The sequence below is a fragment of the Bradyrhizobium sp. ISRA442 genome, assembly GCF_038085055.1.
GTDB lineage: Bacteria > Pseudomonadota > Alphaproteobacteria > Rhizobiales > Xanthobacteraceae > Bradyrhizobium.
This window is the reverse complement of the sequence record NZ_JALGCN010000031.1, coordinates 12,453-29,397: the sequence shown is the minus strand read 5'-3', so window position 1 is coordinate 29,397 and position 16,945 is coordinate 12,453. Positions and strand designations below refer to the sequence as shown.

Annotated in this window: 18 protein-coding genes and 1 tRNA gene; 4 read left to right on the top strand and 15 right to left on the bottom strand. The window is 63.3% G+C overall.

Features of this window, described 5'->3' with window-relative positions; genetic code table 11:
- Positions 1–231: 231 nt before the first annotated feature.
- From rplL to MTR72_RS36690, 8 genes are all read right to left on the bottom strand, one after another.
- Positions 232–609 carry a 50S ribosomal protein L7/L12 gene (gene rplL, locus MTR72_RS36725; protein WP_279377085.1) on the bottom strand — a complete coding sequence of 126 codons (378 nt, stop codon included), beginning with the start codon at positions 607–609 and terminating at the stop codon, positions 232–234.
- A 54-nt stretch (positions 610–663) separates the two neighbouring features.
- The gene (rplJ, locus tag MTR72_RS36720) at positions 664–1,182 is read right to left on the bottom strand and encodes a 50S ribosomal protein L10 (RefSeq protein WP_280970290.1); all 519 of its coding nucleotides are present in this window, start codon (positions 1,180–1,182) and stop codon (positions 664–666) included.
- Positions 1,183–1,760: 578 nt separating this feature from the next.
- Entirely contained in the window at positions 1,761–2,714 is a 954-nt protein-coding gene (locus MTR72_RS36715) for a 2-hydroxyacid dehydrogenase (protein WP_280970289.1), read from the bottom strand.
- Between the two features lie 102 nt (positions 2,715–2,816).
- A complete protein-coding gene (rplA, locus tag MTR72_RS36710) occupies positions 2,817–3,509 on the bottom strand; it encodes a 50S ribosomal protein L1 (RefSeq protein ID WP_280970288.1) in 693 nt (230 codons plus the stop codon).
- Positions 3,510–3,515: 6 nt separating this feature from the next.
- Positions 3,516–3,944 carry a 50S ribosomal protein L11 gene (gene rplK / locus MTR72_RS36705; RefSeq protein WP_280970287.1) on the bottom strand — a complete coding sequence of 143 codons (429 nt, stop codon included), beginning with the start codon at positions 3,942–3,944 and terminating at the stop codon, positions 3,516–3,518.
- 133 nt (positions 3,945–4,077) lie between these two features.
- Positions 4,078–4,635: a transcription termination/antitermination protein NusG gene (gene nusG / locus MTR72_RS36700; protein ID WP_280970286.1), complete on the bottom strand. Its 558-nt coding sequence runs from the start codon at positions 4,633–4,635 to the stop codon at positions 4,078–4,080.
- Positions 4,635–4,826, bottom strand: coding sequence for a preprotein translocase subunit SecE (gene secE / locus MTR72_RS36695; protein ID WP_027520978.1), 192 nt, complete (start codon positions 4,824–4,826; stop codon positions 4,635–4,637). The genes nusG and secE overlap by 1 nt, the downstream gene beginning before the upstream one ends.
- A gap of 343 nt (positions 4,827–5,169) precedes the next feature.
- A tRNA-Trp gene (locus MTR72_RS36690) sits at positions 5,170–5,245 on the bottom strand.
- A gap of 156 nt (positions 5,246–5,401) precedes the next feature.
- Between MTR72_RS36690 and MTR72_RS36685 the strand changes: the two genes are divergently transcribed.
- Positions 5,402–6,637: a serine hydrolase domain-containing protein gene (locus tag MTR72_RS36685; RefSeq protein ID WP_341512048.1), complete on the top strand. Its 1,236-nt coding sequence runs from the start codon at positions 5,402–5,404 to the stop codon at positions 6,635–6,637.
- A gap of 194 nt (positions 6,638–6,831) precedes the next feature.
- On the opposite strand, the gene MTR72_RS36680 is transcribed toward MTR72_RS36685, so the two are convergent.
- Both MTR72_RS36680 and MTR72_RS36675 read right to left on the bottom strand, forming a co-directional pair.
- Positions 6,832–7,599 (bottom strand): SDR family NAD(P)-dependent oxidoreductase, encoded by a 768-nt coding sequence (locus tag MTR72_RS36680; RefSeq protein WP_280970284.1) that lies wholly within the window; start codon positions 7,597–7,599, stop codon positions 6,832–6,834.
- A gap of 71 nt (positions 7,600–7,670) precedes the next feature.
- Positions 7,671–8,369, bottom strand: a complete 699-nt coding sequence (locus tag MTR72_RS36675) for a histidine phosphatase family protein (RefSeq protein ID WP_280970283.1) — start codon at positions 8,367–8,369, stop codon at positions 7,671–7,673.
- 153 nt (positions 8,370–8,522) lie between these two features.
- Here MTR72_RS36675 and MTR72_RS36670 point away from each other — a divergent pair, with 153 nt between their 5' ends.
- Positions 8,523–9,308, top strand: coding sequence for an SDR family NAD(P)-dependent oxidoreductase (locus tag MTR72_RS36670; RefSeq protein WP_341512047.1), 786 nt, complete (start codon positions 8,523–8,525; stop codon positions 9,306–9,308).
- A 1,062-nt stretch (positions 9,309–10,370) separates the two neighbouring features.
- Positions 10,371–11,543 carry an acetylornithine deacetylase gene (gene argE, locus MTR72_RS36665; protein WP_280970281.1) on the top strand — a complete coding sequence of 391 codons (1,173 nt, stop codon included), beginning with the start codon at positions 10,371–10,373 and terminating at the stop codon, positions 11,541–11,543.
- Between the two features lie 398 nt (positions 11,544–11,941).
- Here the strand turns inward: argE and MTR72_RS36660 are convergent, their stop codons facing one another.
- From MTR72_RS36660 to MTR72_RS36650, 3 genes are all read right to left on the bottom strand, one after another.
- The gene (locus MTR72_RS36660) at positions 11,942–12,568 is read right to left on the bottom strand and encodes a LysE family translocator (protein ID WP_341512046.1); all 627 of its coding nucleotides are present in this window, start codon (positions 12,566–12,568) and stop codon (positions 11,942–11,944) included.
- Between the two features lie 273 nt (positions 12,569–12,841).
- Complete coding sequence (locus MTR72_RS36655; RefSeq protein WP_280970279.1) at positions 12,842–13,900, bottom strand: phosphotransferase family protein; 1,059 nt, start codon at positions 13,898–13,900, stop codon at positions 12,842–12,844.
- A gap of 135 nt (positions 13,901–14,035) precedes the next feature.
- A complete protein-coding gene (locus MTR72_RS36650) occupies positions 14,036–15,271 on the bottom strand; it encodes an acyl-CoA dehydrogenase family protein (RefSeq protein ID WP_280970278.1) in 1,236 nt (411 codons plus the stop codon).
- Between the two features lie 216 nt (positions 15,272–15,487).
- On the opposite strand from MTR72_RS36650, the gene MTR72_RS36645 reads away from it, so the two are divergent.
- Positions 15,488–16,159 (top strand): TetR/AcrR family transcriptional regulator, encoded by a 672-nt coding sequence (locus MTR72_RS36645; protein WP_280970277.1) that lies wholly within the window; start codon positions 15,488–15,490, stop codon positions 16,157–16,159.
- 3 nt (positions 16,160–16,162) lie between these two features.
- Here MTR72_RS36645 and MTR72_RS36640 read toward each other — a convergent pair whose 3' ends face one another.
- The gene (locus MTR72_RS36640) at positions 16,163–16,555 is read right to left on the bottom strand and encodes a RidA family protein (RefSeq protein WP_280970276.1); all 393 of its coding nucleotides are present in this window, start codon (positions 16,553–16,555) and stop codon (positions 16,163–16,165) included.
- 97 nt (positions 16,556–16,652) lie between these two features.
- The gene (locus tag MTR72_RS36635) at positions 16,653–16,868 is read right to left on the bottom strand and encodes a hypothetical protein (protein WP_280970275.1); all 216 of its coding nucleotides are present in this window, start codon (positions 16,866–16,868) and stop codon (positions 16,653–16,655) included.
- Between the last annotated feature and the right edge of the window lie 77 nt (positions 16,869–16,945).

The following is a 16,945-nucleotide window of genomic DNA, read 5'->3' as shown; positions in this document are numbered from 1 at the left end:
GCCCACCGCGCTTTCGTGCTGTCGACCCGATATGGGGCGACAATAGTGGAGATTCGAGGGGTAAGCCCCCAAATCCCCACACTTTTTCGTGTTCGGCTTGCGTCGGACTGCGCCGTCGCACGCCTTTTGCATTCAGCCCGTCCGCCGAGGCCAAAAAGGCCATCTGCATCGCGGGCCAAGATCCCGGGTCTCGCTGACGCTCGCCCGGGATCTCGCTCAAGTAAGCTGCGCTTACTTGAGCTCGACCTTCGCGCCAGCCTTCTCGAGCTGGGCCTTGATCTTGTCGGCCTCTTCCTTGTTCACGCCTTCCTTCAGCGGCTTCGGAGCGCCTTCGACGAGGTCCTTCGCTTCCTTCAGGCCGAGGCCGGTGATGGCGCGGACTTCCTTGATGACCTCGATCTTCTTGTCGCCGGCAGAGGCGAGAACGACCGTGAAGTCGGTTTTCTCTTCCGCCGGAGCGGCAGCAGCGCCACCGGCAGCCGGGCCAGCCACCGCGACGGCGGCAGCGGCGGACACGCCCCACTTCTCTTCGAGGAGCTTCGCCAGTTCGGCAGCTTCGAGCACGGTGAGGCTCGAGAGGTCGTCAACGATCTTCTGCAAGTCAGCCATTGTTCAGTTTCCTTGAGTGTAAGTCTGGTTCGGGTTTGAGTTTTGCGAAGGGCGTCAGGCCGCTTCGCCCTTTGAGGCATGAGCCTGGATGACGCGCGCGAGCTTGCCCGCGGGCGCATTGGCGAGCTGAGCGAGCTTGGTCGCCGGGGCCACGATGAGGCCGACGATCTTGCCGCGCAGTTCATCAAGCGACGGCAGCGAGGCAAGCGCCTTCACGCCATCGACATTCAGGACGGTCTTTCCCATCGAGCCGCCGACGATGACGAACTTTTCGTTCGCCTTGGCGAATTCGATGGCGACCTTTGGCGCCGCTACCGGATCGTTCGAAGTCGCGATCACGGTCGGCCCCTTCAGCATGGGGCCGATAGCAACGACGTCAGTGCCTTCAAGAGCAATTTTGGCGAGACGGTTCTTCGAGACCTTCACCGAGGCACCAGCCTGCTTCATCTGCTTGCGCAGGTTCTGCATCTGGGCAACGGTCAGGCCGGAATATTGAGCAACGATCGCGACGCTCGTGGTCTTGAAGACCTCATTGAGCTGTTCGACCGCTTCTTTCTTTGCCGCTCGTTCCACAGCAAGCTCTCTCCGGTTGGCGGTCGTCGCAAAAGAGCGGGACCGCCGGGTTGCACCCATCGTCCCACCCAAACCTGAACCTCCGGGCCAAAACCCCAAGGACACGCCGGGCAAGACGACAATTCAAAGCCTGCCCTCCCGGAACCCTTTTGAGGCCCACGGGTGTCGAGGTCCGAACCAAACCCATTCCGCGACCCGCCTGAAGCTGGATGCGAAGTGAAATCCGGTCTTCACCCGTCTATGCAGGCCATGCGATTAAGCCGTTGAGAAATCGAAATTCCCCGCGGGCGCCTGCAGTCTTGGACAGGACAAGGTCAGCCGGCGAACCGCCCGACCTCTGCTCGCATCCTCCAACCGACGGATCCTCTTTCCTTTTCCGGCAAATCCTTACGGACGTCCTGAAAAGGAATGATCTCCTGTCGTGTCGGGTTTTCGGGATGCGCGCACGGACGCGCTCGCTGGAGCCAGCGCGTCCGGAGCCGGTTCTTTAACCGCTCCGGGCCCGCTTGCCAAGAGCAAAATTCACACCACTTCCAATCGATTGCGCCGAGCCCTTGACGCGCGCCGAAAGGACCGATTCAGGCCGTTTTGACCGCATGCGGCAGCGGCTGGCCGGTGAAAAACGCGGTCAGGTTCGCCAGCACGCAGTTCTGCATGGCGCTGTGGGAGTCCAGGGTGTGGCCGCCGATATGGGGCGAGAGCACGACATTCGGGAGCGCCGTCAGCGCATCGGGCGCGTGCGGCTCCTTGTCGTAGACGTCCAGACCCGCCCCGGCGATGGTCTTGTCGCTCAAGGCCGCAACGAGGGCCTTCTCGTCGATCACCGAGCCGCGGGAGACGTTGACGACATAGCCGTCCCCTCCCAGGCGCTTGAGGATGTCGGCATTGACGACATGCTGGGTCTCGGCGCCGGCGCGAACCGCGATCATCAGCACGCTGCACCAATCGGCGAGCGCCTCCAGCGTTGGAAAGTATTGATAGGGCAGATTGTGCTTGGTGCGACTGAAATAGCCGACCTCCGCCTCGAATGCCGCGCAGCGCGCGGCGATCTTGCGGCCAATCTCGCCCATGCCGTAGACACCGATGCGCCGGCCAGGCAGGCCCGTTTGCGGCCGCATCATCGGCGACTGTTTTGACGCAGCCCAGTCGCCGCTGCGGACATACTGATCAGCGACCAGGATCCGCCGGGTCGCAGCTAACATCAGGGTCATCGCGATGTCGGCAACCGAGGCTGCATTGGCGCCCGGGCTGTGGCCGACCGCGATGTTGCGGGCAGCAGCGGCCTCGAGGTCGACACCGTCATAGCCGGTGCCGTAGCAGACGATTGCGCCTAGCTGCGGCAGGAGATCCATTGCTTCGGCGCCGAGCGGAGAGCCGCCGGCGGTCAGCAGTGCGCGGATGCCGCCGAGCTCCTGGGGTGAAAACACCTCCTGCGCCGGCTTGCCGCCGGTGTCGAGCAGGTCAAAACGCTCGGCGAAGCGCGTCATCATCGTCCTCGGGAAGCGCGAGTAGATCAGGACCTTGTCAGCCATTGTTCTTGTTTCCGTTGAGCGTCGCCCCACAAATGGAAGGGGCGGAATCGGTTGCCCAATTCCGCCCCTCGCCTCATCTCTTTAATCTTAATCCTGCGAGCCTCAGCCGAGGATAGTGCCCGGCTCAACCTTCACGCCGGGGCCCATGGTCGAGGACACCGCGACGCGCTGGATGTAGGTGCCCTTGGAGCCGGCGGGCTTCGCCTTGGCGACGGCATCGGCCAGCGCCTTGACGTTCTCGACCAGCTTGTCCTCGGAGAACGAGGCCTTGCCGACGCCGGCCTGCACGATGCCGGCCTTCTCGACCCGGAACTCGACCGAGCCGCCCTTGGCACCCTTCACCGCGCCGGTGACGTCCATGGTCACGGTGCCGATCTTCGGGTTCGGCATCAGGCCGCGCGGGCCGAGCACCTTACCGAGACGGCCGACCAGCGGCATCATGTCGGGGGTGGCGATACAGCGGTCGAAATCGATCGTGCCGTTCTGCACCCTCTCGACGAGGTCTTCGGCGCCGACGACGTCGGCACCCGCAGCCTTGGCCTCATCGGCCTTGGCGCCGCGGGCGAACACGCCGACGCGGAGCGTACGGCCGGTGCCGTTCGGCAGGGTCACGACGCCGCGGACCATCTGGTCAGCGTGACGCGGATCGACGCCGAGATTGATCGCAACCTCGATGGTCTCGTCGAACTTCGCCTTGGCGCGTTCCTTGACCATCTTGATGGCTTCCGCGAGCGGGTAAAGCTTTTCGCGGTCAACGCCCTCGCGGGCCTTGTTCAAACGCTTTCCGATTGCCATGACCGCTTACCCCGCAACTTCCAGACCCATCGAGCGGGCCGAGCCCTCGACCATCTTCATGGCCGCTTCGATGGTATCGCAATTGAGATCCTTCATCTTCTTCTCGGCGATCTCGCGCACCTGCGCCTTGGTCACCTGGCCGGCCTTGTCACGGCCCGGCGCCTTCGAGCCGGACTGGATCTTGGCGGCCTGCTTGAGGAAGAAGGACATCGGCGGCGTCTTCATCTCGAAGGTGAAGGAACGGTCCGCATAGATGGTGATGATCACCGGGATCGGGGTGTTCTTCTCTTCCTTCTGGGTCTGGGCGTTGAACGCCTTGCAGAACTCCATGATGTTGAGACCGCGCTGACCGAGCGCGGGACCGATCGGGGGCGAAGGGTTCGCCGCACCGGCCGGGACCTGAAGCTTCAGGTATCCGGTCACTTTCTTTGCCATGTATCACTCCTGTTGTGCCGGCAGACCGCCGGCGGTTTCAGGTTCGTGGTCTGGGTCGGATGCGGCTGGCGACCGCCCTCTCCCTCCCACGGCCTCTTTTTGCGCGAAGCTTTTGGCTTCACGCGTTACCCGGTCAGACCTTCTCGACCTGACCGAATTCCAGTTCGACCGGCGTGGCACGGCCGAAGATCGACACCGCGACCTTCACGCGCGAACGCGCCTCGTCGATTTCCTCGACCACACCCGAGAACGAGGCGAACGGGCCGTCGGCCACGCGCACATTCTCGCCGATCTCGAACGATACCGACGCCTTCGGACGTTCCACGCCTTCCTGCATCTGGTTCAGGATGCGCATCGCCTCCGATTCCGAGATCGGCATCGGCTTGTTCTCGGCGCCGAGGAAGCCGGTCACCTTGGGCGTGTTCTTGATCAGATGGAATGCCTCGTCGGTCAGCCTCATCTTCACCAGCACATAGCCCGGGAAGAACTTGCGCTCGGCGTCGATCTTGCGGCCGCGGCGCACTTCCGTGACCTTCTCGATCGGCACCAGGACCTGCTCGAACAGGTCCTCGAGCCCGCGCTGCTTGGCCTGCTCGCGGATCGATTCGGCGACTTTCTTCTCGAAGTTCGAATAGGCGTGGACGATGTACCAGCGCTTGTCGGACGATTGAATTGCGGCGGCTGTTGCCATCAGTGAATGCCCAAAAGAAGGGTGACGAGATAACGGATGATCTGGTCGGCGGCGAAGAAGAAGATCGATGCCAGCGCGACCATGACGAACACCATGATGGTGGTGATCGTCGTCTCGCGACGGGTCGGCCAGGTGACCTTGGCGGTCTCCGAGCGCACTTCCTGCAAGAACTTGAACGGGCTGACTGCCATCGTTTGATGTCCAAAGTCCGTCGTGAGACGAGATAAAGATTTCAGGGATCCGAACAGCCGCCGTTGGCCCAACCCTCGCGTGAAGGATGAGCCGGAAACCGGGCTCGCTTGTTCGGGATTTCAAAGCCGCGCCGGAAATCCGCGTCTAACGGGCCGGCTGCAGGTGTCGGGTAGATACTGCGGACGGGGCCAAAGGTCAAGATATCGGCAGGCCGCGCCCGACGGCATCGGCCCACGCCCGGCTTCCGCAGACTCAATCCGGATCAAGGGCTTACCGGGCCGGCATGAAGCGCGATCCGAGCTTCGCCCTGCCTCTGATCCGGTGATGATTGTCGGGACTAGCTGGCAGGAGTGGCAGGGCTCGAACCTGCGACCCCCGGTTTTGGAGACCGGTGCTCTACCAATTGAGCTACACTCCTACGAACCCTATCGTCGCCTTAGGGTCAGGCGCGCTTTCAAGCACAGGGGACGGCCGGATTGCAAGGGAGAAGCGCGCTGGCTTCGCTTGTTTGTGCCGCGGCTTCTGGGCCAGAGTTCATTCCCGATAATTATAAAGAGCAACCGGGAGTGCCCACATGACCGCCCAAGCGACTGTTCAAGCCGCCCCTCACGCCGCGATCACGCCGAAAACGCCGCCTTTGCCGGAGGCGAAGCCGGAAGCGCTTGGGCTGTCGCGTCCCCGTCTCCAGGCCATGTCGGACGCCTTCAAGCGCGAGGTCGACAAGGGAACCGTGCCCGGCGTCACCGTACTGGTGGCGCGCCGCGGTCAGGTCGGCTGGTTCGAGGCGTTGGGACGGCAGAGCCCGGCGGGTTCTGCGCCGATGGCGCGTGATTCGATCTTCCGCATCTTCTCGATGACCAAGCCGATCGTGTCCGTCGCCATCATGGCGCTGGTCGAGGACGGGCATCTGCTGCTCGGCGACGCCGTCGCAAAATTCATTCCGGAGTTCGCCGACCAGAAGGTCGGCGTGGTCAGCGGCGGCAAGCTGGAACTGGTTCCGAGCAAACGGCCGATGACGGTGCAGGACCTGCTCCGCCACACCTCTGGTTTGACCTATGAGCACCAGGGCGACGGGCCAGTGCACAAGATCTACCAGGACTCGCGGGTGCGCAGCCGCAAGATCTCCAACGCCGAGCACGCCGCCCTTGTCGCGAGCTTTCCGCTCGTCTGCCATCCCGGCGCGGAATTCAACTACAGCCGCTCGACCGACATCCTCGGTCGCATCGTCGAGATCATCAGCGGCAAGTCGCTCGGTACGTTCCTGGCCGAGCGGATTCTCGCGCCGCTCCAGATGACCGAAACCGGCTTCTCGACCCCTGAGGCCAATGCCCGCCGGCTCGCCGAGCCGTTTCCGGTCGATCCCTGGAGCGGCGACAAGGTCGCGCTCTTCAACATGCTGGAACAGCCGGTGATGGAGTCCGGCGGCGGCGGCCTCGTGTCGACCACGATGGACTATGCCCGCTTCTGCCTGATGCTGCGCAATGGCGGCACGCTCGACGGCAACAGGATCATCGGCCGCAAGACGCTGGAGCTGATGGCCTCCGATCACCTCGGACCGGGCGTTCCGACCAACGGCACCCTGCTCGCTCCCGGCCACGGTTTTGGCCTCGGCTTCGCCGTACGCAGGGACGCCGGCATCGCTCCGTTCCCCGGCAGCGTCGGCCAGTATTTCTGGAGCGGCATTGCAGGCACGTTCTTCTGGATCGATCCGAAGGAGGATCTGTTCGCGGTGTTCATGAGCCAGGGCCCGGGCCAGCGCGACTACACCCGCACGCTGGTGCGGAATCTGGTGTACGCGGCGGTGGATTGAAGACCCTTCGTCGGACGCGCGGCGCTCTCCCCGCTCTCATCTGTCATGCCCCGGCTTGACCGGGGCATCCAGTACTCCGCGGCGGTCGTTCGTTCGCACGACTTCCGCCTCTGGAATACTGGATCGCCCGATCAAGTCGGGCGATGACGCCGGTGTGGGGGCTGCATACTTGCCCATTCCCACGCGCTAACGCGTCAACTAATCGTCGCGCCGCCGTCGATCACCATGGTCTGGCCGGTCATGAAGTCGCCGGCCTTCGAGCCCAGGAACACGGCCGCACCCGCGATCTCGTCGGGAATGCCGATGCGCAGGAGCGGCGAGCGCGAGGTCGAGGCCTTCAGGTTCTCCGGATTGTCCCACAATGCCTTCGCAAAGTCGGTCTTGATCAGGCCGGGCGCGATGCAGTTCACGCGGATGTTGTGCTTGCCGTATTCGCAAGCGAGGTTGCGCGCGAGCTGCATGTCGGCGGCCTTGGAGATCGCGTAGGCGCCTAGGATGGTCGAGCCTTTCAGGCCGCCGATCGAGGAGACGATGATGATCGAGCCGTCCTTGCGCTCGATCATCTGCGGCACCACCATCGAGATCAGCCAGTTGTTGGCGACGATGTTGTTATCGAGGATCTTTCGGAACTGATCGTCCGAGATGCCGGCGAGCGGACCGTAATACGGGTTGGACGCTGCGTTGCAGACCAGCACGTCGATCTTGCCGAAGGCGCGATTGCTCTCGTCGACGAGGTTTTGCAGGTTCTCCTTCGAGGAGATGTTCGCAGCGATCGCGACCGCGGTATGCTTGCCGAACTTGCCGTTGATGTCCTTTGCGACCTGGTCGCAGACATCGGCCTTGCGCGAGGAGATCACGACCTTTGCGCCGTGCTCGGCCATGCGCTCGGCGATCGCAAGCCCGATGCCGCGCGTCGAGCCGGTGATGACGGCGACTTTTCCCTTCATGTCGAACAAGGTCATGTTTCTCTCCCACAGTACGATTTGAAATTGGCTCGGAGCTTACGCCGCGCTCGCGCGCAGCGACAACGGCCTTAGGCGAGCTTCTTGATTTCCGGTCCGGCCGGCTGATGCATCCCGGCGTGCGCTTCGTCCGCGATCCACGGCTGCTGGTTGACCATCGGCAGACGCCAGACCACCCGCTCGGCGCTCGCGTAATGATCGAGCCGCGTCACCGATACATTGTCGATATCGAACCCGAGCCCCTGCTCCGGCTGGCCGCCGAGCGCGAGTCCCAGCGCCGCCTTGATCGTGCCGCCATGAGCGACCGCGATCACATCCCGGCCCGCGGCTTCGACATTGATCCGCTCGATGGTGCGGCGGGTGCGGTTGTAAAGGTCCATGAAACTCTCGCCGCCCGGCGCGGGCTCGTTGATATCGGCGAACCAGCTCGAGCCGACCGGACGGCTCGCGACGAACGCGGCGCGGTTCATGCCCTGCCACTGGCCGAGATGTTGTTCGGCCAGATCCGCCTCCCATGTCATGGTCGCGGGCCTCGGAAAGCCCGCCGCCCAGATCGCTTCCGCAGTCTGGTGCGTGCGCATCAAATTGCTCGAGTACCACACCGCGTTGCGCGGCAGGACCTTTGCGACCGCAGCGAAGACGTAGGCATCGCTGGTGTCGCAGGCGATGTCGCTCTGCCCGTAGATGTTGCCGCCGTCATTGCGCACCGGCGCATGACGCACCCACCACCACCGTGTTGTGACCACATTCGGTTTGTCTGCGCCTGCCATCGAAACCCTTCCATCCCGTTTGATGTCGCTGTACGTGAGTAACGAACGTGTCTCAAGACACTTTGCCGTTTTAAGATTTCTTGGCCGTTTGAAATTCTGTTTGAAATTCCGTCGCGCGGCAAGCGTCGCGCGGGAGCCACAAGGGAGAAGCGCATGGGCCGCCTGCAAGGCAAATCTGTCATCATCACTGGCGCCGGCAGCGGCATCGGACGCGCGGCTGCACTGTTGTTCACCAAGGAAGGTGCAAAGCTGATCGCGGTTGATCGGACCGAAGCGGTGAAGGACACCGTCGAGGAGATCAGGAAGGCCGGCGGCACCGCGGAAGCGATGCTGGCGGATGCGGGCTCCGAGAAGGACGTCGTTGCCGTCATCGACAAGGCGGTGCAGACACACGGCCGGCTCGACGTGATCTGGGCCAATGCCGGCGTCTCCGGCGGGCTCGTTCCTATTCCCGAGCAGACTGTCGAGCACTGGCAGGAGATCTTGCGTGTCAATCTGATCGGGCCGTTCCTCGCCGTGAAGTACGCCATGCCGCACATGGTCAAGCAGCAGTCCGGCGCGATCGTGCTGACGGCCTCCGTCGCGGGCCTCAAGGCTGGCGCCAGCGGACATCCTTATGCTGCGAGCAAGGCCGGCGTGATCAGCCTGGTGCAGACCACCGCCTATTCGCTCTCCGGCACTGGCGTGCGCATCAACGCGGTCTGCCCCGGCCTGATTGAAACCGGCATGACAAAGCCGATCTTCGATCGCGCCAGGGAGCGCGGCACCTCCGATAAGATCGGCCAGCTCAACCCCTTGAAGCGCCCCGGCCAGCCGCACGAGCTCGCGGCGATGGGCTTGTTCCTTGCGAGCGACGAAGCATCGTATGTGAACGGCCAGGCCTTTCCAGTCGATGGCGGCCTCACGGCGTCGATGCCGTATACGGGCAAGCCGGTTTAACACGCGTTCTCGCCTTCGTCCTGTACGGCGCCGCCCCATCCTCGGTGTCGTCCCGGCGAAGGCCGGGACGGCGGTGGGGCGCATTGCACGCAACTGCCTCAACCTCGTCATTGCGAGCGCAGCGAAGCAATCCAGGCTGCCGCGGAAGGATTCTGGATTGCTTCGCTGCGCTCGCAATGACGGAGTGTGGGTGACGGCGGCGCTCTTTCAATTCGCATTTCCGTTGCGGACACACCTTCGCGTCCTCGCGGCTTGTTTCGCCCGAGCTTTGTTTCATCGCTTCACCCTCGCCAATGAAGGAGGGCGCAGGGAAGACCGGGAGCCGGCTGGCTCCCATGGCCCGCCATGCGCAAGAGCAGTTTGCGCTACAATGCACAGCGGGAAAAACCGCGGGGCAACCGGAAAACATCCCGGCCTTCCCTGCGCAGTGGTTGGAACGGCTTATGTCGTGCTCTCCCCGGGGAGCGATGCACTATTGCCCCCGTCGCCTTGCAGATGGCTGATGCGCGCGGTCCGGTCGGGCCGCCACATCACCGCAAGACTTGACGCACAGACTCCGGGCGCCAGGACCACACGATTTTGCCGTACGCTGATCACACCGGTCGTGTGCGCGATGCCTTCGCTCACGGTCGCCCGCCCTGCGAAGCCATTCGCGCCGACGCGACCTGCATCCACCGCCGCCCGGCCCGCGTGTCGTGACGATCGCGATACGCCCCTCTTCCTTGGGCCGGAGTGAGCGAAAACTACGGTAAAACAGAATTTCTGTAAAGACGAATATTTTCGTCTCGCGAATTGACCCACCGCTGGCGTGTTTTGCCCGACGGGCAGCGCAAGGACTTGTAGGGTGGGTTAGCCCGAACGGTCCGCGCGAGCGCGGCCCGATGGGCGTAACCCACCACCTTTCCACCCAGTGGTGAGACAAGCGGTGGGCTACGCTTCGCTAGCCACCCTACGAGACCATCGCGGCTACGGACCACCGTCTGATTTGCCCATCGGACTGCTCCGTTGGTATGGTTCATGCAAGCAGCTTCTATCTCCGCAACCTCTGACAAGACTCTGGAAATGCCAAGTTCAAGAACCGATCGTATCCGAAAGCTCCTCGCCGACCTCGTCGCCTTCGACACTGTCAGCGACCGCTCCAACCTGCCCTTGATCGCCCACATCGAGAGCTACCTTGCCGCCCTCGGCGTCAAAGCCGAGCGCATCGTCGATGAGCCGGCACAGAAGGCCTCGCTGTGGGTCACGATCGGGCCGGAGGATCGACCGGGCCTCGTGCTGTCAGGCCATACCGACGTGGTGCCGGTCGTCGGCCAGGACTGGAGCCACGATCCGTTCAAATTGGTCGAGCGCGACGGCAGGCTTTACGGCCGCGGCACCACCGATATGAAGGGATTCGTCGCCGTGTGTCTCGCGATGGTGCCGGAGATGCTGGAGGCGAAGCTGAAGACGCCGATCCATCTTGCGATCTCCTATGACGAGGAGATCGGCTGTGTCGGCGTCCGGCCGATGCTCGGCGAGGTCGCGAAGAAAAAAGTCAAGCCGCTCGGCTGTTTCGTCGGCGAGCCGACCCAGATGCAGGTCATCGTCGGCCATAAGGGCAAGCACGGCGTGCGCGCAACGTTCCGCGGGCTCGCCCGTCATTCCTCGATCGCGCCCGACGGCGTCAACGCGATCGAATATGCGGCCGAGCTGATCACCGAAATCCGTCGCCGTGCCGTGAAGCTGGCAAGCAGTGGTGAGCGCGACGACCTCTACGATGTCCCGCACACCACCCTCCTCACCAGCATCGTGCATGGCGGCGCTGCGCTCAACATCGTGCCGGATCATTGTGCGGTCGAGTTCGAATGCCGCGGCATCGGCATCACCGAATCCAAGCAGGTGACGGACGCGATCATCGCCTGGGCGAAAGCCGAGCTTGAGCCGGCGATGAAGGCAAAGCATCCGGAGTGCGGCATCGATTTCGAGGAGATCCTCGACTATCCCGCCCTCGACACCGACGCCGATGCCACGATCGTCACGCTGGCAAAACAGCTCGCCGGACGCAACGACCACGCCAAGGTCGCCTTCGGCACCGAGGCCGGCCTGTTCGTCAGCATGGCCGGTGTGCCATCAGTGGTGATCGGCCCGGGATCGATCGCGCAGGCGCATACGCCCGACGAGTTCGTGGAGATGGCGGAGCTGGAGAAGTGCGCGGGGTTTGTGGAGAAGCTGATCGCGCATTGCGCGGCGTCGTAATCGCACCCTCGTCATTGCGAGGAGCGAAGCGACGAAGCAATCCAGACCGTCGCCGCGGAGATATTCTGGATTGCTTCGCTTCGCTCGCAATGACGAAGTGCGAGCTCTCCTCATCATCGCGTCATGCCCCGCGACCCGGCACGCCAAGGCTTCGCCAGGCTTGCGGTCCTGGGCCGCCGAAGCTTTAGCGAAGGCGGCAGGCGGGGCATCCAGTACGCCGCGGCTTCTCCGTATCCTTGCACAGCCTCTGGAATACTGGATTGCCCGCCTTCGCGGGCAATGACGCGGAGAGTGTGGGGACAGCGTGTAGCCCGCATGAGCGAAGCGACATGCGGGACAGTTTTCCCTGGATCTCGCTGCGCTCGGCCCGGCTGCGGGGCCGAATCCGCCCTACCGGCTCAACGCTCCTGCAATGCCAGCCGCACGCCGACGGCACAGTAGATGGTCCCGACCACCTTGCCCTGCCACTTCACGACAGCCGGGTGGCGGCGTAGCAAAGAGCCGAGGCGGGCGGCGCCGACGGCAAACACGACCGTGCTGACAAGACCGAGCAGCACAAACACGACACCGAGGATGGCGAGCTGAAGCGTGGTCGATCCATGCTCCGGCCGGACGAATTGCGGCAGGAACGCGAGGAAGAACAGGGCCGTCTTGGGGTTGAGCACCTCGGTCAGGACGGCCTGCTGAAATGCATTCGTCGCGCTGATGGGCGGAGCGCCGCCGGCAATATCGATCGGCGCCTTGTCGAGCATGGCGCGGATGCCGAGGTAGATCAGGAAGGCCGCGCCCGCATATTTGACGGCGCTGAAAAGCAGCGCCGAGGTGGCGATGATTGCCGAGAGGCCCACGATTGCCATGCTCGTGTGAATTAGATCGCCCGCGGCGACCCCCGCTCCCGTCGCGATCCCGACCTTCGTGCCGGAACTCGCGGCGCGCGCCATGGTGAGCAGTGTGGCTGGCCCCGGGATGAAGACGAAGCCGAGCACAATGAGGATGTAGGTGATGAGGGTCGATGAATCGATCATGCGGATAGCCCTTCTTGCGGATGCGTCACCGCAACATCGCCGTCATGCCCCGCGACCCGGCTACGCCTAGGCTTCGCCGGGCTTGCGGTCCTGGGCCGCCGAAGCTTTAGCGAAGGCGGCAGGCGGGGCATCCAGTACGCTGCGGCTTCTCCGTATCCCTGCATGGCCTCTGGAATACTGGATTGCCCGCCTTCGCGGGCAATGACGCGGAGTGTGTGACGACAGCGACAATCTAAAACAAAAGGGCGCGGCCACCGGCCGCGCCTTCGTTCCTTACACCGCGCCCGCCTTCTGGGCGTATTCCCATGACGCCTTCGACAGCGGCACGGTGCGCTTGGCGGATTCGAGCGCCTTGGCGTTGGCAGCGGTGCCGTCGCGGATGCGGCCGGCGATACCTTGCGTGATGCCCGCGAGGCGGAAGAGATTGTAAGAGAAGTACCAGTTGAGGTCCGGCACGTTCATCTTGGTGACGTTGCAATAAATCTGTGCAGCCTCTTCCAGGCTCGGAATGTTCAGCGCCTTGAGGTCGGCGCCCTGCAGGCCCGGCATGATCCACTGCATCAACAGATAGGTGAAGTCGGCCATGGGATCGCCGAGCGTCGACAGCTCCCAATCGAGCACGGCCTGCACGCGCGGTTCCGTCGCATGGAAAATCATGTTGTCGAGACGATAGTCGCCGTGCACGATCGAGACGCGTGCCTGTTCGGGCACGGTCTTCGGCAGCCATTCGGCGACCTTCTCGAACTCAGGAATGTGCTGGGTCTCGGACGCCCGATACTGCTTGGTCCAGCGGTCGATCTGCCGTGCGAAATAATTGCCGGGCTTGCCGAAGTCGGCGAGGCCAATCGCGTTGGGATCGAACATATGGAGCTTGGCCAGCGTCTCGATCTTGCTGGTGAAGATCTTGCGCCGCGCTTCGGGATCCTGGCTCGGCAGTGTCGGATCCCAGAACACGCGGCCCTCCTCCATCGACATGATGTAGAAGGCCGCCCCGATGATGCTGTCGTCCTGGCAGAGCGCATAGGCACGCGCAACCGGAAAACCCTGCTTGCCGAGTGCTGCGATTACCCGGTATTCGCGATCGACCGCGTGCGCCGACGGCAGCAATTTGCCGAACGGTTTTCGGCGCATCACGTAGGAGCGGCTCGGCGTATTCAGCCGGTAGGTCGGATTCGACTGGCCGCCCTTGAACTGCAGGACGACCAGCGGCCCCTCATAGCCTTCGACGTTGTCGCGCATCCAGGCGTCCAGGCGCAGCTCGTCGAAACGATGCCGCTCCTCGACCGGCTTGGTGCCCGAGAACTCTTCGTCTTTCCTGACGCCGTCAGCCACGATGACGCTCCCTCTTCAGTCGGTGCATGATCCTAGCCGGTCACCGCGCACGCACTTGCGTCAAGCGGTCATCCGGCTTTTGCGGATCATGCCCTGTCGTTTCTTCAAGTCGGGAGCACCAAAGGGCGCTCCCTCTTAATGACCGGGAGAGTTTGCATACTTCCGGATTTCAAGTCTGGCAATGGCGCGATTGTGCACCTCGTCCGGACCGTCGGCGAGCCGCAGCGTGCGGATGTGGGCGTAGTCCTTGGCAAGCCCCGCCTCGTCCGAGACGCCGCCGCCGCCGAAGGCCTGGATCGCCTCGTCGATGATCTTCAGCGCCATGTTGGGGGCTGCGACCTTGATCATGGCGATCTCGGCCTGCGCCGTCTTGTTGCCGACCTTGTCCATCATGTCGGCGGCCTTGAGGCAGAGCAGACGCGTCATCTCGATGTTGGTGCGGGCTTCGCCGATGCGCTGCTCCCACACCGAATGCTCGACGATCTTCTTGCCGAAGGCGGTGCGCGACATCAGCCGCTTCACCATCTTCTCCAGCGCCTCCTCGGCCTTGCCGATGGTGCGCATGCAGTGATGGATGCGGCCCGGACCGAGGCGGCCCTGCGCGATCTCGAAGCCGCGGCCTTCGCCGAGCAGGATATTGGATGCGGGCACGCGCACGTTCTCGAGCAGCACCTGGGCATGACCGTGCGGCGCGTCATCGAAGCCGAACACTGGCAGCATCTTCTCGACCTTGATGCCGGGCGTGTCGAGCGGAACCAGGATCTGCGACTGCTGCTGATGTTTTGCAGCCGAAGGGTCAGTCTTGCCCATCAGGATCGCGATCTTGCAGCGGGGATCGCCGACGCCCGACGACCACCATTTGCGGCCGTTGATGACGTAAGTGTCGCCGTCGCGCTCGATTCGGGTCTCGATGTTGGTGGCATCGGACGACGCCACCGCCGGTTCAGTCATCAGGAAGGCGGAGCGGATCTCGCCGTCCATCAGCGGACGCAGCCATTTGCGCTTTTGCTCCTTGGTGCCGTAACGGATGAACACTTCCATGTTGCCGGTGTCGGGCGCCGAGCAGTTGAACACTTCAGAGGCCCAGGAGATGTGGCCCATCTGCTCCGACAGCAGCGCATATTCGAGATTGGTCAATCCCGCGCCGCGGAATTCATCGTCCTCATGCTCGGACGGCGGCATGAACATGTTCCAGAGGCCTTCGGCCTTCGCCTTCTTCTTGAGGTCTTCCAGGATCGGAATGACCTTCCAGCGATCGCCGCTCTTGTCCTGCTCGTTGTAGACCGGCACCGCCGGACGCACGTGCTTGGTCATGAACGACTGCACGCGGTCGAGCCATTCCTTCTGCTTGGGCGACAGATCGAAATCCATGGGATGCTCCTCGTCTCTTTCTACAAAGCGGTTTTGCGCCGGACTGTCCTCCCGCCGCGCGCAGCTCGCAAGCACCATTCGGCAAGTTGCGGATACGAGAGGGAACCAACGCCGCAAGCGCGGCTAATTCCATCAAGCGGATTGACTTTTTCCGACCTTCAAACGATAGTTTCATACAACTGTTTGAATTGCAACTCCCTCGCCTGAGGGCACTCCATGGCCAGCGATCACACCCGATCCGCAATCCTCGCTGCCGCCGAGCGGCTCTATGCCGATCGCGGCTTCGGCGACGTCACGCTGCGCGACATCGTCGCGGATGCCAATGTCAACTTAGCTGCGGTGAACTATCATTTCGGCTCGAAGGACGAGCTGATCGCAGAGCTGTTCGTGACGCGGTCGATCGCGACCAACCGCGAGCGGTTGCGCGAATTGAAGGCGGCCGAGGAGGAAGGCGGCGGCCGCGCGCCGATCGAGGTGATCTTGCGCGCCCTCGTCGGCCCGACGCTGCGCGGCTGCCTTGGTCCGGAGAACCAGCGCTCGACCGCGGCGCGCTTCATGATCCGCGCCTCGATCGAGTCCGTGCCGCCGATCCGCCGCATCAAGAACCGCGAGATCGACCATTTGCGGAAATTCGTCTCCGCGATGCGACGGTCCCTGCCCGAGCGCAGCGACATCGATATCTATTGGGGTCTCAACTTTGCGCTCGCTATGGCGCACCACACCATCCGCGAGAGCGAGCGGCTGACGAAGCTGTCGGAGGGCAAATGCGACCTCGACGACGTCGAGGACGTGATCGCGCGCGTGGTCAGTGTCGCGGCGATGGCGCTGACCGCCGGCAAGGCCGAGACCAAGGCCCCGGCGCGTGCGCTGGCACGCGATGCGCGTTAAATCTCAGACCATCGCGATGCAGTCGATCTCGATGTCGAAAGGCCCGGTCCATTCGGGAATGCAGACGAAGATCCGCGCCGGCGGCTGCTCCGGGAAATAGCGCGCATAGATCGCATTGAAGACGGCGAAGTGCCTGGCTGAGGTGCAGTAGACATTGCACTTCATGACGTTGTCGAGCGAGGCGCCCGCCGTCTGAAGGCACAGCTTCATCTGCTCCAGGATCAATTCGCTTTGGCGCTCGATCGGCGCAACCGCGATCTCGCCCGTCTCGGGGTCGAACGGCGGCAGGCCGGAGACGAAGATCATGTCGCCGGCGCGCGTCACCGGCGAGACCGGCGCCTTCCAGCGGTCGAGATAGGTCGAGATCGGTTCGACGCGCAGAGCCTCGCGCTTCATGGGCGGCCACCTTCGGTTCAAGCAAGGTAGCAACAGGCTACATCATCATGCAGCCAGCATGCTTCGCTTGAGCTCGAACTGTGGTCGCGCTCGCGGGCTACACCCGCTGCGGCATCTCCTCGGCCTCTTCCTTGGCGAGCAGCAGCAGCATCTCGATACCCATGTCGCCTTCCTGAGGCGAGCGGATGAACTCGATGGCGTTTGCGCTCTGTTGCAGCGCTGCAACGACGGCAACCGCCTGATTGGCCGTGGCCGCTTCTGTCGCCAGGATTGCCTTCTGGTTCTTGGCCTGGAACCCGATCGTGTAGGACATTCTTCTTCCCCCCGAACGCTGATGCGACGGATGGCAAAGATCGAATCAGAGTCGGGCGAAAAGAGGAAGCCGGGTCG